Source organism: Microbacterium sp. KR10-403 (assembly GCF_040196215.1).
Lineage (GTDB): Bacteria > Actinomycetota > Actinomycetes > Actinomycetales > Microbacteriaceae > Microbacterium.
In genome coordinates this window covers 69,850-84,525 of record NZ_JBEGDC010000002.1, presented here as the reverse complement: position 1 = coordinate 84,525, position 14,676 = coordinate 69,850, and the positions used below count along the sequence as shown (strand labels likewise).

General features: G+C 69.1%; 14 protein-coding genes. 8 read left to right on the top strand and 6 right to left on the bottom strand.

What is annotated here, in order from left to right; all coding sequences use genetic code 11:
* Positions 1-27: 27 nt before the first annotated feature.
* Complete coding sequence (locus ABMQ42_RS04185) at positions 28-894, bottom strand: fumarylacetoacetate hydrolase family protein (RefSeq protein WP_349721603.1); 867 nt, start codon at positions 892-894, stop codon at positions 28-30.
* 82 nt (positions 895-976) lie between these two features.
* Here ABMQ42_RS04185 and ABMQ42_RS04180 point away from each other — a divergent pair, with 82 nt between their 5' ends.
* The 3 genes from ABMQ42_RS04180 to ABMQ42_RS04170 all read left to right on the top strand — a co-directional run bounded on the left by ABMQ42_RS04180 (position 977) and on the right by ABMQ42_RS04170 (position 3,399).
* Entirely contained in the window at positions 977-2,158 is a 1,182-nt protein-coding gene (locus ABMQ42_RS04180) for a PrsW family intramembrane metalloprotease (protein WP_349721602.1), read from the top strand.
* 153 nt (positions 2,159-2,311) lie between these two features.
* Positions 2,312-2,680 carry an FKBP-type peptidyl-prolyl cis-trans isomerase gene (locus ABMQ42_RS04175; protein WP_349721601.1) on the top strand — a complete coding sequence of 123 codons (369 nt, stop codon included), beginning with the start codon at positions 2,312-2,314 and terminating at the stop codon, positions 2,678-2,680.
* 149 nt (positions 2,681-2,829) lie between these two features.
* Positions 2,830-3,399, top strand: coding sequence for a YceI family protein (locus tag ABMQ42_RS04170; protein WP_349721600.1), 570 nt, complete (start codon positions 2,830-2,832; stop codon positions 3,397-3,399).
* A 67-nt stretch (positions 3,400-3,466) separates the two neighbouring features.
* Here ABMQ42_RS04170 and ABMQ42_RS04165 read toward each other — a convergent pair whose 3' ends face one another.
* Both ABMQ42_RS04165 and ABMQ42_RS04160 read right to left on the bottom strand, forming a co-directional pair.
* The gene (locus ABMQ42_RS04165; protein WP_349721599.1) at positions 3,467-4,774 is read right to left on the bottom strand and encodes an MFS transporter; all 1,308 of its coding nucleotides are present in this window, start codon (positions 4,772-4,774) and stop codon (positions 3,467-3,469) included.
* 38 nt (positions 4,775-4,812) lie between these two features.
* The gene (locus ABMQ42_RS04160) at positions 4,813-5,034 is read right to left on the bottom strand and encodes a DUF167 domain-containing protein (RefSeq protein WP_349721598.1); all 222 of its coding nucleotides are present in this window, start codon (positions 5,032-5,034) and stop codon (positions 4,813-4,815) included.
* A 405-nt stretch (positions 5,035-5,439) separates the two neighbouring features.
* Between ABMQ42_RS04160 and ABMQ42_RS04155 the strand changes: the two genes are divergently transcribed.
* Positions 5,440-7,017: an HNH endonuclease signature motif containing protein gene (locus tag ABMQ42_RS04155; RefSeq protein WP_349721597.1), complete on the top strand. Its 1,578-nt coding sequence runs from the start codon at positions 5,440-5,442 to the stop codon at positions 7,015-7,017.
* 126 nt (positions 7,018-7,143) lie between these two features.
* Complete coding sequence (gene rpsO / locus ABMQ42_RS04150) at positions 7,144-7,413, top strand: 30S ribosomal protein S15 (protein WP_179437729.1); 270 nt, start codon at positions 7,144-7,146, stop codon at positions 7,411-7,413.
* A gap of 88 nt (positions 7,414-7,501) precedes the next feature.
* Here rpsO and ABMQ42_RS04145 read toward each other — a convergent pair whose 3' ends face one another.
* The gene (locus ABMQ42_RS04145) at positions 7,502-8,506 is read right to left on the bottom strand and encodes an isopenicillin N synthase family dioxygenase (protein WP_349721596.1); all 1,005 of its coding nucleotides are present in this window, start codon (positions 8,504-8,506) and stop codon (positions 7,502-7,504) included.
* A gap of 233 nt (positions 8,507-8,739) precedes the next feature.
* On the opposite strand from ABMQ42_RS04145, the gene ABMQ42_RS04140 reads away from it, so the two are divergent.
* Both ABMQ42_RS04140 and ABMQ42_RS04135 read left to right on the top strand, forming a co-directional pair.
* Complete coding sequence (locus ABMQ42_RS04140; RefSeq protein WP_349722072.1) at positions 8,740-9,936, top strand: LLM class flavin-dependent oxidoreductase; 1,197 nt, start codon at positions 8,740-8,742, stop codon at positions 9,934-9,936.
* Positions 9,933-10,580 (top strand): FMN reductase, encoded by a 648-nt coding sequence (locus ABMQ42_RS04135; RefSeq protein WP_349721595.1) that lies wholly within the window; start codon positions 9,933-9,935, stop codon positions 10,578-10,580. Before ABMQ42_RS04140 ends, ABMQ42_RS04135 begins: the two co-directional genes overlap by 4 nt.
* A gap of 6 nt (positions 10,581-10,586) precedes the next feature.
* Here ABMQ42_RS04135 and ABMQ42_RS04130 read toward each other — a convergent pair whose 3' ends face one another.
* Both ABMQ42_RS04130 and ABMQ42_RS04125 read right to left on the bottom strand, forming a co-directional pair.
* Entirely contained in the window at positions 10,587-10,769 is a 183-nt protein-coding gene (locus ABMQ42_RS04130) for a DUF5302 domain-containing protein (RefSeq protein ID WP_349721594.1), read from the bottom strand.
* Positions 10,770-10,811: 42 nt separating this feature from the next.
* Positions 10,812-12,017, bottom strand: a complete 1,206-nt coding sequence (locus ABMQ42_RS04125) for an aggregation-promoting factor C-terminal-like domain-containing protein (protein WP_349721593.1) — start codon at positions 12,015-12,017, stop codon at positions 10,812-10,814.
* A 304-nt stretch (positions 12,018-12,321) separates the two neighbouring features.
* On the opposite strand from ABMQ42_RS04125, the gene ABMQ42_RS04120 reads away from it, so the two are divergent.
* A complete protein-coding gene (locus ABMQ42_RS04120) occupies positions 12,322-14,589 on the top strand; it encodes a polyribonucleotide nucleotidyltransferase (RefSeq protein WP_349721592.1) in 2,268 nt (755 codons plus the stop codon).
* The last annotated feature ends 87 nt before the right edge of the window (positions 14,590-14,676 follow it).

The window sequence follows — 14,676 nt, the reverse complement described above, 5'->3', positions numbered from 1 at the left end:
GCCGCCCTTCCGCGTTCCCGGTCGCCGTCAGTCGAGGATGCGGCAATGCGTCGTCAGCTCGCCGATGCCGTCGATGCCGACCGTGACCGTCGACCGGTCGCGCAGGAAGATCTGCGGCTCGCGCGAGTATCCCGCGCCACCCGGCGATCCGGTCGAGATGAGCGTGCCGGGCAGCAGCGTGACCGACTGCGAGAGGTGGGCGACCAGAGTGCTGACCGGCCGGATCATCTGCCCGGTGGAGGCGTCCTGCACCTTGTGGCCGTCGACGATGGTCCAGATGTGCAGGTCCTGCGGATCGGGCACCTCGTCGGCGGTGACGACGAACGGGCCGGTCGGGGTGAACCCGTCGAATGACTTGCAGCGGCACCACTGCGCCTCGGAGAACTGGATGTCGCGGGCCGTGATGTCGTTGACGACGGTGTATCCCCAGACGTGGTCGAGGGCGTCGGCGGCCGCGACATCGCGCGCGGGCTTGCCGATGATCACGCCCAGCTCGGCCTCGTAGTCGATCGACTCGCTGAGCGCGCGCGGCCACGACGTCGTCGCCTCATGCGCTGACAGCGAGTTCGGCCACAGCGTGAACACCGTCGGCGCAGTGTCGGCCTTGAGGGCGAGCTCGCTCGCGTGTGCGGCATAGTTCAGGCCGATCGCCAGCACGACCGGGGGAGCGAGGACGGCGGAGGCGAAGGAGAGGTCGTCGACGGGATGCCCCGCCCCGGCGCCGTCTGCGGCATCCCGCACCCGGTTCAGCAGCTCGTCTCCGCCGGCGATGAGCTGCTCGAGCGTGGTGGGGCCGCCATCGAGCAGATCGGGCACCAGATGCGCCCCGCCTCCGGTGACCGCCGCCAGTGTCGGTGCGGGGCGATCAGGGGCGATGACATGGGCGAAACGCATCCCTCGAGGCTACCGCGCGCTGCTGAGAGCACGGCGGGCCGGGGCCGATGCCACGCATCGCCGCCGCCGTAAGCTGATCGTCATGTCGTATCCCTCCCCGCTGGCGCGCGGCTACGACGGCGCGCCGACCTCGAGCGCGCCGACCCCCGCGCCGGCTCCGGCGGCCCTGCCGACCCTGCCGGCGCTCCCGTCGAAGGGACGACGCGCACTGCCCTGGCTGTTCGGGGTGCTGGTGATCGTGCTGCTGGGAGTGGTCGCCTACTTCCTCGAGGCGCTCGGGCCCGCGGCATCCGTCATCGGCCTGATCATCGCGCTGATCCCGTTGACGGCAGTGCTCCTGGCCGTGCGCCTGATCGACCGGTGGGAGCCCGAACCGCGCAGCCTCGTGATCTTCGCCGTCGCGTGGGGCGCCGTCGCGGCGGTCGCGATCGCACTGGGCGTCGACCTTCTGATGACGCTGCTCTTCGGCAGTGCCGACACCCCCGCGCGCGAGGCCGTGCAGGCGGTCGTGCAGGCGCCGATCGTCGAGGAGTTCGCGAAGGGCCTCGGCGTGTTCCTCGTGTTCGCCACCGCGCGACGGGCGTTCGACGGACCGGTCGACGGCGTCGTGTACGGCGCGCTGGTGGCGGCGGGCTTCGCCTTCACCGAGAACATCCAGTACTTCGCGGTGAGCATGATCGAGGGCGGCGCGACGCAGCTGACGATGACGTTCTTCCTCCGCGGCATCCTCTCGCCGTTCGCCCACGTCATGTTCACGAGCGTGACCGGGTTCGCGCTGGGCCTGGCCGCACGCCGGGGGCTCAGTACCGGCGCGGCCATCGGGCCGTGGTTCGTCGGCATGGCGGGAGCCGCGATTCTGCACGGCCTGTGGAACGGGTCGGCGCAGTTCTTCGACTTCTTCGCCCTGTACGCCACGCTGCAGGTGCCTCTGTTCGTGCTGTTCATCGTGGGCATCGTCATGCTGCTGCGGGAGGAGCGGCGCCTGACCGCCGAGCGGCTGGGGGAGTATGCGTCGGCGGGCTGGTTCACCCCGCAGGAGGTGAGGATGCTCGCCACTCGTCGCGGACGTCGTTCGGCCCTCGACTGGTCGCGCACCCTGCGGGGAGACCGCACCGGCATCATGAAGGGGTTCATCCGGGACGCCACGACCCTGGCCGCCGTCCGTCAGCGCATCGTGACTGGGCGCGACAGGAACGCGGCGGCCGATGAGAGCACGCTGCTGGCCCGCACGGTGGCGGCACGGCGGGCGCTGTTCGCGCCCTGATGCTTGACGGTTCCGTGGGGGAGTGTCATCCTGGTGGCAGATCAACTCAGCGCTCGGTAGACACGCAGGCATCGCCGCGGCACCGGGCGCTGAGTCTTTCTCCACTCCCGTTCCGCGTTGACCGCTCCGGCCGCGTCGGGTTGGATGGAAGACATGACTGACAACCGCACGAAGCCCGAGATCGACGCTCCCGAGGGGCCGGCGCCGGCCGACCTCGTCATCCGCGACATCATCGTCGGAGAGGGCGCCGAAGCGCAGCCCGGCGACACCGTCACGGTGCACTACCTGGGCGTGGAGTACGAGACCGGCGAGGAGTTCGACTCGTCGTGGAACCGCGGCGAGTCCATCCAGTTCCCGCTGCGCGGTCTCATCCAGGGCTGGCAGGACGGCATCCCGGGCATGAAGGTCGGCGGTCGCCGCGAGCTCGTCATCCCGCCGCACCTGGCCTACGGTCCCGCGGGCGGTCACTTCCTGGGCGGCAAGACGCTCATCTTCGTCATCGACCTCATCGACGTCGCTTAGTCGCACACGGCATCACGAGGGGTGGATGCCCCGGGCCGCGGCATCCCCTCAATTTCCATTCGTGGGAATAGATCCCACGCGCGGTCCGTTTCACCCCTCGTACGCGCCGGATACGGCGCCCCGCACACCCCCACCAGAAGGATCGACAAATGACAGACACCACGACCATCGTTCCCGAGATCGCCGGCTACAAGGCGGGCACCTGGACGCTCGACGCAGCCCACAGCGACGTGCAGTTCACCGTCCGTCACATGATGATCTCGAAGGTGCGCGGCACCTTCGGCGTCAAGAGCGCCACCATCATCGCGCCGGAGAACCCGCTCGACGCGAAGATCGAGGCGACCGTCGACGTGGCGTCGGTCAACACGCGTGACGAGGGCCGCGACGCGCACCTGCGCTCGGGCGACTTCTTCGACGCCGAGACCTACCCGACCATGGAGTTCCACTCCACGGGCGTGCGCCTCGAGGGCAAGAAGTTCCTCGTTGACGGTGACCTGAGCCTGCACGGTGTCACCAAGCCGGTCACCTTCGACGTCGACTTCGGCGGCTTCGGCCAGGACCCGTTCGGCAACTACAAGGCCGGCGCGACGGCCACGGCCGTCATCAACCGTGAGGACTTCGGCCTCACCTGGAACGCCGCGCTCGAGACCGGCGGCGTGCTCGTCGGCAAGGACGTGACGATCGAGCTCGACCTGCAGGGTTCGCTCCAGCAGGACTGAGCCCGGATCTTCGAAGGGGCGGATGCTGCGGCATCCGCCCCTCCGTCGTGTCCGGGGCCGCTCGGGTTCAGGGTTCCGGATGCAGCGCGTCGTACTGCCGGAACCGCGGGTGCAGGCGCGCGAGCAGAGAGACGAGGCCCATGATGATGAGGCCCCCGAGCAGCGGCGGGAACCACAGGGCGGTGACGGTCGCGAGCGCCCCGGCGTAGAGGGCGCCCACGCGCGGCCCGCCGGCGACGACGACGATGAAGATCCCCTGCAGGCGCCCGCGGATGGTGTCGGGCACGGCGGACTGCATCATCGTCGAGCGGTAGATGGCGCTGACGTTGTCGGCGGCACCCGAGATCGCCAGCAGCAGCGACGCGAGGGCGATCAGTACGATGTTGGCCGAGTGCTCGCCGAGATCGGCGGGGGCGAACCAGCCGAGCGCGGCCGCGCCCAGCACGAGCCCGAACGCCAGGATCGCCGCGCCGTACACGATGACCGCACGCTCGATGCCGAGACCGTGCCGTCGCACGCGGCCGATCGGCCCGGAGAACAGACTCGAGCAGAAGGCGCCGACGGCGACCGCCGCGGTGAGCACGCCCGTGGTCACGGCACCGCCGCCCAGCAGCACCGCGCCGATCGCGGGGAACAGGGTGAGCGGCTGGCCGAACGTCATGGCGGTGATGTCGATGAGGTACTGCACGCGGATGTTCGAAGCGCGCTTGAGGAACCGCCAGCCGTCCTTGAGCGATTCGAGTCCGGGTCGCACGATCGTGCCCTCGGGGCGGATCGAGGGAAGCGTCCACAGGCCGAGGAACAGCGAGGTCATCATGATGACGTCGATCGTGTACGTCCAGCCGTAACCCGAGACCGCCACGAGCACGCCCGCCAGGGCGGGACCGGCCATGATCATCAGGCCGCTGGAGATGCCCTGCAGCGCCGAGGCCGCGGGCAGCAGCTCGATGGGGATCAGCCGCGGCACGATCGCCGAGCGGGCGGCCTGCACGATGGAGTTCGCGGCGGAGTTGACGATGGAGAGCGCGTAGAGCCACCACTGGTTCTCCCACCCGCCCCAGGTGAGCACGGCCAGCAGCAGGGTGGAGGCGAACGTGACGGATGCCGCGAGCAGCGCGACCGTGCGACGGTCGAACGCGTCGGCGAGCATCCCGCCGTAGAGGCCCGCGATGATCATGGGTACGAGGCCGGCGACCGCGATCATCGACACGGCGAAGGTGTCGTGCGTGAGCGCATACATCTGCAGCATCACGGCGACGATCGTCAGCTGACCGCCGAGGCCCGACAGCGTCGACCCGATCCAGAGGCGGGCGAACGCGGGGGAGGTCGTCAGCGGACGCAGATCGATGAAGTGCTCGCGCGAGAGCCTCGCCATCACCAGGGTGTCCAGATCACGGGTCGCACGAGTCGAGATTACTCGTCGATCTCGACCCGCTTGATGCGCGCGGTGTGTCCGCGCACGATGTGCACGGCGCGTGGGGCGACGCCGAAGTGCGCGGCCAACACGCGCTCGACACCCGCGTTCGCGGCGCCGTCGACGGCGCGTTCGCGCACGAAGACGACGAGGCCGTCGGCGGTCTCGTCCACCAGCGGACCCTTGCGGCTGCCGGGCTTGACCCGGACGGTGATCAGCACCCTTCGAGGGTAGCGAGGGGGTGGATGCTGCGGGTCCGGGAGTCTGCGGGGTGGGTGTGGTTCTGCGGATCCGTCGGGCGGAGAGTCTGGTTCGGCTCTGTGGGGGCGGGGCTGTGGGGCCGGGGAGGATGTCGGTGGTCGGTGGGATCGTGAGGGTGGCGGTGGATGCCGGCCGGGGGTGAGGGGACCCTTGAGTGCGTACACAGGTACGAATAATACTTGTCCCTCGCGGCGGTGGCGAGGTGCACCGTGGTTCACCAAGAACCGGCAGAAAAACAGGCACAAAAATCTAGACCGGCCCCTTGTCATACGTAGACGTGTTCGATACTATGGAGATGCCAGTTCATCCAGGGAAGGGGGCTCACGGTGTCGATGTCGATGGGTGTGTCTCCGGTGGTGTCGGAGGTGGATGAGCTGTTGGATTCCCTGGTGTCCTCGCGTCAGGCGGCGGGGCGGGCGTTCGCGGCGGAGATGTTCTTCTTCGCCCGGGTCGCGGACCTGGTGCAGCGGCGTGAGGCCGAGCGTGCCGTCCGGGGTGGGTGTGAGGGTGCGGTGGTGGATGCGTCGCAGTTGGCGATGCGGGAGCTGTATGCGGAGATCGCGGCGGGGCTGCGGTTGAGTGAGTGGCAGGTGGCGCGGAAGGTGTCGCAGGCGTCCACGCTGGTGGGGTCGTTCTATGAGACGTTGTGTGATGCCAGTGGGGGAGAGTTCTCCGGGGAGCACGCGATCCTGATCGCGGAGGCCGGGGTGCAGATCGCCGATGAGGGCGTGCGCGCTGAGTTCGAGGCGGTCGCGCGGGATATGGCCCGGGAGATGACTCCGGCACAGTTGAAGGCCGCCCTGGCGGGACTGGTGGTCCGGCTGGACCCGGAAGGCACCCAGGCGCGGGTGCGGGACGCGGTGGCACGGCGGCGGGTGTCGGTACGTGCGTTGGAGCCCGGTCTTGCCCGGATCACCGCGGACGTCCCGACCACCGAGGGCGTGGGTGCGGTGGCCCGGCTGCGGGAAGCAGCCACCGTCCTGTTCGCACAGAACCAAGCCGAGAAGACCGAACACGAAACCGCGGCCGCAGCGGCCGCTACCGAGGCTGAGCCCGACGCCGCTGCCAGGGCTGCCGCCGTGGTGGCCGCTGGTGGCGCTTCGGCTGGGGCCGCTGATGCCGGCTCGGCCGGACACATCGGCACCATACCCGCCAACGACAGACCCGCTGACGCTGACTTCGGCAATGCGGCCAAGGGCGTCGACGCTGACGCCGCCGGCGACGGCTCTGGTTTTGGCTCTGACTCTGGTTCTGGCCGGGCGGAAGCCCCGGTGTTCGATGACCGGTCGGTGGCGCAGATCATGGCGGACATGTTCTGCGACCTGCTGCTGGCCGCCTCGTTCACCGGGCACGGTGCCGACGAACAGGCGCGGGACGTGCTCTCGGCGATCCGGCCGGAGGTGCAGGTCACCATCCCCGCCGAGGTGATCACGGGCGCCCGGGTGGGTGGGGCGGTCGTCGACGGGTTCGGGCCGATCGACGACGACACGGCCAGGCGGCTCGCGGGTGGGTGCTCGATGTGGACCCGGGTGTTCACCGACCCGGCAGTCGGGGTCCCGATCTGCGTGGACCGGTACCGGCCCTCCAAGAAGCAGAAGCGATTCCTGCAGGCCAGGGACCAGCAGTGCCGGTTCCCCGGATGCCGCAGGCGCGCGGTCAAGTGCGATATCGACCACACGATCCCGCACGCGGCGGGCGGTCCCACGTGCCTGTGCAACCTCGAGCACTTCTGTGAACGCCACCACACTCTCAAACACGAGACCGCGTGGGACGTCGAACAGCTCTCCGGCGGGGTCCTGATCTTCACCGCACCCACGAAACGCACATACGTGACAAGACCACCCGGCACGGTCAGATTCGAACCCGTCGCCCTGATCGACCCCGACCCCCACCACCGCCACACCATCGCCACGCACTACGCGAACAACCCCGCACCCTTCTGAGCGAAGGCAAGGCGTGGTGCCGGATGCTGTAGACTGATTCGGTTGCCGTGAGAATCGGCCGCGGATAAAGAGAGCTCGCGCACTGGGCGTCGGGCACCGCGCAACGGATGGAAAGGGGACCGCTTTATGGCACTGGATGCAGAAGTCAAGAAGGCGATCATCGAAGAGTACGCGACGCACCCCGGTGACACCGGTTCCCCCGAGGTGCAGGTCGCGATGCTGACGCAGCGCATCAAGGACCTCACCGAGCACCTGAAGGAGCACAAGCACGACCACCACTCGCGTCGTGGCCTCTTCCTGCTCGTCGGTCAGCGCCGCCGTCTGCTCGGCTACCTCCAGGACGTCGACATCAACCGTTATCGGTCGTTGATCGAGCGTCTCGGACTGCGCCGCTAGCGCGACCAGCGTTCAATCGCTCCAAACATTCTTGTGAGGGCCGCCCCTGGTGTGGGGCGGCCCTCAATCTTTGCCGTCGAGGCCTTTCTCACCGGGCCGGTGTCAGCAGATCCGAATGCCAGCGCTCCGCGACGTCCGGGTGCGCACGCAGCCGCGACTTCAAGGCGTTCTCGCCGTACAGCGCGTGAATGGGGTTGCTCGGATCCTGCGTGACCCCACGCGCCTGCGCGGCCAGCTCCGCCGGCAGGTCGATGAGCGGCAGGGTGCGATCCAGCTGCGGGTTGAAGAAGAACGGGACCGAGATGCGGTCGTCGGGGAACCGCGGCGAGATCACGCGGTGGTTCGTCGCCTTCAGATACCCCTGCGTGGCGTACTCCAGCTGCTCGCCGATGTTCACGACGAACGCGCCCGGAACGGGAGGGGCATCGACCCACTCGCCGTCGCGCTCGACCTGGAGTCCGCCCTTGCCTGGCTCCACCCAGAGCAGGGTGAGAACGCCCGAGTCCTTGTGCGCGCCCACGCCCTGGCTCGGGTCCTCCTTGCCGGGGTAGCGCACGATCTTCGTCAGCGTGGACGGCTCACCGAAGTGCGCGTCGAAGTACGACTCCTCCGCGCCCAGCGACTGCGCCCACGCGCGCAGCAACCTGCGCGACACCTCCCGCAGCCGGCTCTCCCAGTCGGTGATGACTTCGCGCAGCTCGGGAAGCGCCTCCGGCCACAGATTCGGGCCGATGAGTCGCGCGAACGAGGGCGCGCCTTCCCACTCGACGGCGTCGCGCTCCGGGCCGATGTCGATCTGCTCGCGCCAGTCGACCCTGCCCTGGGTGCGTTCGCCGCCGATGCGCGTGTAACCGCGGAAGTGCGGACTGTTCACGTTCTCGATCGCAAGCTTGTCGGCCTCGGGCAGGTCGAAGAATGCCCGTGCCGTGCTCAGCAGCCGTGCTTCCGACTCGGGCGAGATGCCCGTTCCCGTGAGGTAGAAGAAGCCCACGTCGTGCGTGGCGGCGCGCAGTGCGTCGCGGAACTGCGCGGCGGCGTCGGCTCCGGCATTCAACTGCGAGAGATCGAGGATCGGCAGGTTCGTCTGGCTCATGGGAAGACGGTAGGCGGATGCCGCCGGCCCGCGCACGTGTGTTGCCGCCGGTTACCGCGGCATGACGCCCGGTGACCCTCCGTGACACGGCGTTACTCCTGCGGCATCCATCGTCCGGGAATAACCTGGGATCGCATGCGTTCCACTAACTGCATTCACTTGAATAGATACGGATGCCACCAGCATCCGGGAAGCGAGCAGACGACGTGAGCGAGACAGACGCGGCCGGCCAGATGCAATTCGGCCTCTTCTCCGTGAGCGACATCACGCAGGATCCCACGACCGGCGTGACGCCGAGCGAGGCGGAGCGCATCCAGGCGACCCTGACGATCGCCACGCATGCTGAGGAGGTCGGCCTCGACGTCTTCGCGATCGGCGAGCACCACAACCCGCCGTTCTGGTCATCGTCGCCGACGACGACCCTCGCTTACATCGCCGCGCAGACCGAGCGCCTCATCGTCTCGACCGCGACCACCCTCATCACGACAAACGACCCGGTGAAGATCGCCGAAGACTTCGCCGTGCTGCAGCATGTCTCCGGAGGCCGGGCGGACGTCATGCTCGGCCGCGGCAACACCGGCCCCGTCTACCCGTGGTTCGGCAAGGACATCCGCCAGGGGCTGCCGCTCGCTATCGAGAACTATGCGCTGCTGCACAAGCTGTGGCGGGAGGACATCGTCGACTGGGAGGGCAAGTTCCGCACTCCGCTGCAGGGCTTCACCTCCACGCCGCGTCCCCTCGACGGCGTGCCGCCGTTCGTCTGGCACGGCTCGATCCGCACGCCCGAGATCGCCGAGCAGGCGGCGTACTACGGCGATGGCTTCTTCGCGAACAACATCTTCTGGCCGGCCGAACACTACCAGCGCCTCATCGAGCTGTACCGTCAGCGCTGGGCGCACTACGGCCACGGCGATCCCGAGACCGCGATCGTGGGACTGGGCGGTCAGGCGTTCATGCGCAAGAACTCGCAGGATGCCGTCAACGAGTTCCGCCCGTACTTCGACAACGCACCCGTGTACGGTCACGGACCGTCCATGGAGGACTTCACGAAGATGACCCCGCTGACGGTGGGCTCACCGCAGCAGGTGATCGACCGGTACGCCGGCATGCGCGATCTGTTCGGCGACTACCAGCGCCAGCTGTTCCTGATGGATCACTCCGGTCTGCCGCTGAAGACCGTGCTCGAACAGATCGACATCCTCGGCGGCGAGGTCGTCCCGGTGCTGCGCAAGGAGCTCGCGAAGAACCGACCTGCGACCGTTCCCGACGCGCCGACCCATGCCGGCCTGGTGAAGGCCGCGTACGGCGACGGTCCGGTGCGCGAGCCGCGGCCGAACGCCAACCGCGGCGACAACGTGACCGGCGGCTCGCCGTATCAGGACACCCCGACGCCCCAGGGCGCGGCCTTCGGGCTGGGCGGTGCGCGATGAGCGCGGCCCGGCGCGTGGCCGTCGTCGCGGCGGGGCTGTCGACCCCGTCGTCGACGCGGATGCTGGCGGACCGCCTGTCGGCCGCCGTCGTGAAGCACCTCGACGAGCGCGGGATCACTGCGAGCGTCGACACATTCGAACTGCGTGACCTCGCCCACGACATCACGAACAACATGCTCACCGGATTCGCCGGCGCCGAGCTCGAGTCGATGATCAACACGGTCGTGTCGGCCGACGCGCTGGTCGTCGTCACGCCGATCTTCTCGACGAGCTACTCGGGTCTGTTCAAGTCGTTCATCGACGTGCTCGACAAGGAGTCCTTGATCGGCAAGCCGGTGCTCATCGGCGCGACGGCCGGTACGCCGCGGCACTCACTGGCGATCGACTACGCGATACGGCCGCTGTTCGCCTACCTGCATGCCGACGCCGTCTCGACCGGCGTGTTCGCCGCGAGCGAGGACTGGGGCAGCACCGGCGACCAGGTCGCGACGCTGGGCGATCGCATCGAGAAGGGCGCTGCCGAGCTCGCCGACGCGGTGGCGCGTCGCGATCCGGCGACGAACTCGGATCCGTTCGACCCGGCCAACTACCTGCACGGCGGCAACTCGTTCGACCATCTCCTCGGCGGCTTCGCCGGAGAGTAGCGCTGCTCAGCCGCTCTTGCGGCGGAACTCGCGCTTGTGGCCGGCGCGGCCGTGCGGCTCGTTCACTGCACCCTGCCCGTCGAGGTGCGACTGGCCGTCACGGTGATGCGCATTCTTCTTGTCGAGCGCCTCGCGGAACTTGCGCTTCATCTCGTCGGACGTGGCGCTCGGAGTCTCGTCGTTGCTCATGCCCTCAGCGTACCCATCCGCGCTTGCCGCGCACATGCCGGGTCAGTACCAGTGCGGGTCGTGGCTCATCTCGTGCCGCCACGCCCCACAGGGCGTGTCGTAGCGGTCGGAGATGTACGCGAGGCCCCATCGGATCTGCGTGGCAGCATTGGTGCGCCAGTCCGCGCCGGCGGCCGCCAGCTTCTTCGCCGGCAGGGCCTGCGGGATCCCATACGCGCCGCTGTACGGGTTCAGCGCGTTCCAGCGCCAGCCCGACTCCATGTTCCACAGCTTCACCAGGCACGAGTACTGCGTGTCGCCCCAGCCGTAGCTGAGCATGGCCCGCCGCGCATACGCCCGCGCCTGGGCGGGGGAGAGCGCACCGCCGAGCGGCTCGGCCGTTCCGACCGACGCCGCGGCCGCGGTGGCCGGCTCGTCCGACGCCGCCTTCTCGCGGCGGCGTTGCTGATCAGATGCCTGCGCGGCCACGCGCACGCCGATGTCGTACTGGCGCTCGGTCTCCGCCGTCGAGTCCTGCAGTACCGCGAGCTGGGCGTACAGGGTGTCGATGCTCTTCTGCAGCTTCGCGGCGACGGCGTTCGCCTCGTCGGCGGCGGTCTCGGCGGCGTCGGCGGACCGTTCCGCTTCGTCCGCGAGACGGTTCCGCTCGGCCTCCGCGGCGCGGGCGCGATCGCGAAGCGACGCGGCCAGCTCCTTGTCGGCCTGCGCGGCATCGGCGGCATCATGCCACCAGTCGGTCAGGTTCGACAGTGCATTCAGCCGTGCGAGCAGCTCGTCCGGGTCGTCGGAGGCGAGCAGTTGCGCGGTGAACCCTTGCTGGCCTTCGGCGGCCGTGAGCGTGCGCGCGAGCTCGGCGGTGGCGGCAGTGCTGCGACCGGACCGGGTCGCCGCGGCGGCGGCCTGCGCCGACAGCGTATCGGCGCGCTGTCCTGCGGCCTCGCTCGCGGCGCGGGCCTTCTGGGCGGCCGCCTGTGCGGTGACGGCCTTCTGCGAGGCGACGGCGGCGGCGTCGAGCGCGCCGGTCAGCGCGTCGTCGACCCGGTCGACCTCCGCCGCGGTCGCCTCCGTGCTCGCGCGCGCGGCCTGCACCTCGGCCCAGGTCGGGTAGCCGGGCGCCGTCGGCGGCGGCGTCTCGGCCGCGGCGCGTGACACGCCGAGTGCCGACGGCGCCAGCAGCACCGCCGCGGCGAGGGTCGCCCCGACGATCCCGCGGGGGATCCGGAGACGGCGCCATCCTGCGATGGCCATGGGCACACGCTACGCGCGATCCGCGGTATCGGGCAATGCCCTGGTAAGCTCGTAAAGGCTGCCATCGGCATCCGCTCAATTGAATACTGAGCTCATGGAGCAGGCGGGCAGGAAGCTGGTCCCCTGTGGTGGGTTCCTCTCGAATCGAGGGTGATCTTCTACTGGTGACCAGCGCAAGCGGCCTACGCGGCGTCGTCGTGCATGCACGGGGTCGGCGTGCGCTCATATCTGCCTGCTTCTGCTCCTTCGTGATCACTCGCCCGCGAGACGCGCGGACGAGTCTAAACAAAGAAGGAGAGACCTCTTGGAAGGTCCTGAAATCACCGCCGCCGAGGCCGTTCTCGACAACGGCCGCTTCGGCACCCGTACCGTCCGGTTCGAGACCGGACGCCTTGCCCAGCAGGCGCAGGGCGCCGTCGCTGCCTACCTGGACAACGACACCATGCTGCTGTCGGCCACCAGCGCCGGCAAGCACCCCCGTGAAGGGTTCGACTTCTTCCCGCTGACCGTCGACGTCGAGGAGCGCTCGTACGCCGCCGGCAAGATCCCCGGCTCGTTCTTCCGCCGCGAGGGTCGTCCGTCCACCGACGCGATCCTCGTCTGCCGGCTGATCGACCGTCCGCTGCGCCCGTCGTTCGTCGACGGCCTGCGCAACGAGGTCCAGATCGTCGTCACGGTGCTCTCGATCGCGCCGGGCGAGTTCTACGACGCGCTCGCGATCAACGCGGCATCCGCCTCGACGCAGATCTCCGGTCTGCCGTTCTCCGGCCCGATCGCCGGTGTGCGCCTGGCGCTGATCCCGGGTCACGGCGAGCACGAGGACCAGTGGGTCGCGTTCCCGAACGCGCAGCTGCTCGAGGACGCCGTGTTCGACCTCGTGGTCGCCGGCCGCGTGCTCGACGACGGCGACGTCGCGATCATGATGGTCGAGGCCGAGGCCACCGAGCACAGCTGGAACCTCATCAAGGGCGGCGCCACCAAGCCGAGCGAAGAGGTCGTGGCGGGGGGCCTCGAGGCCGCCAAGCCCTTCATCAAGCAGCTCGTGCAGGCGCAGGCCGAGATGGCCGCCCACTCGTCGAAGGAGCCGGGCGTGTACCCGGTGTTCCTGCCCTACTCGCAGGAGAGCTTCGACTTCGTCGCCAAGAGCGCGTACGACGAGCTCGCGGGCGTCTACCAGATCGCCGACAAGATCGAGCGCCAGAACGCCGACGACGCGATCAAGGACCGCGTCAAGGCCGAGTTCGCCGCCGCGGTCGAGGCGGGCGAGCTGCCCGAGAGCGCCGCCGGCGAGTTCGCGGGCGCGTACAAGGCCGTCACCAAGAAGATCGTGCGCGGTCGCATCCTCTCCGAGGGCGTGCGCATCGACGGACGCGGCCTGGCCGACATCCGTCCGCTCGACGCCGAGGTGCAGGTCGTGCCCCGCGTGCACGGCTCCGCCATCTTCCAGCGCGGTGAGACCCAGATCATGGGCGTCACCACGCTGAACATGCTGAAGATGGAGCAGCAGATCGACTCGCTGTCGCCGGTCACGCACAAGCGCTACATCCACCACTACAACTTCCCGCCCTACTCGACCGGTGAGACCGGCCGTGTGGGCAGCCCCAAGCGCCGTGAGATCGGCCACGGGTTCCTGGCCGAGCGCGCGCTCGTGCCGGTGCTGCCCTCGCGCGAGGAGTTCCCGTACGCGATCCGCCAGGTCTCCGAGGCGCTGGGCTCGAACGGCTCGACGTCGATGGGCTCGGTGTGCGCCTCGACCCTGTCGCTGCTGAACGCGGGTGTGCCGCTGCGCGCCCCTGTCGCCGGCATCGCGATGGGCCTGGTGTCCGACACCGTCGACGGCCAGACCCGCTACGCGGCGCTGACCGACATCCTGGGCGCCGAGGATGCCCTCGGCGACATGGACTTCAAGGTCGCCGGCACGAGCGAGTTCGTCACCGCGATCCAGCTCGACACCAAGCTCGACGGCATCCCGTCGTCGGTGCTGTCGGCGGCGCTGAAGCAGGCGCACGACGCCCGCATCACGATCCTGAACGTCCTGAACGCCGCCATCGACGGCCCGGACGAGATGGCTCCGACCGCGCCGCGCGTCATCAGCGTGCAGATCCCGGTCGACAAGATCGGCGAGCTGATCGGCCCCAAGGGCAAGACGATCAACGGCATCCAGGACGAGACCGGCGCCGACATCTCCATCGAGGAGGACGGCACCGTCTACATCGGCGCCGTGGACGGCCCGTCGGCCGAGGCCGCTCGCGCCCAGGTCAACGCGATCGCCAACCCCACCAACCCGGAGGTCGGCGAGCAGTTCCTCGGCACGGTCGTGAAGATCGCGACGTTCGGCGCGTTCATCTCGCTTCTGCCCGGCAAGGACGGACTGCTGCACATCAGCGAGATCCGCAAGATCAACGACGGGAAGCGCGTCGAGAACGTCGACGACGTGCTCTCGGTCGGCCAGAAGCTGCTGGTGCGCATCACGAAGATCGACGACCGCGGCAAGCTGTCGCTGGAGCCGGTCCTTGAGGAGTCGGCTGAGCAGGGCGAGACCGCGGCCGCCGAGGCCCCGGCCGAGGCCTGATCGACACACCTGCCGGATGCCCGTCCCCACTCGGGGGCGGGCATCCGCTTTTTTCTCCGGATCACGCCGTGTTTGTCCGCCGAACGG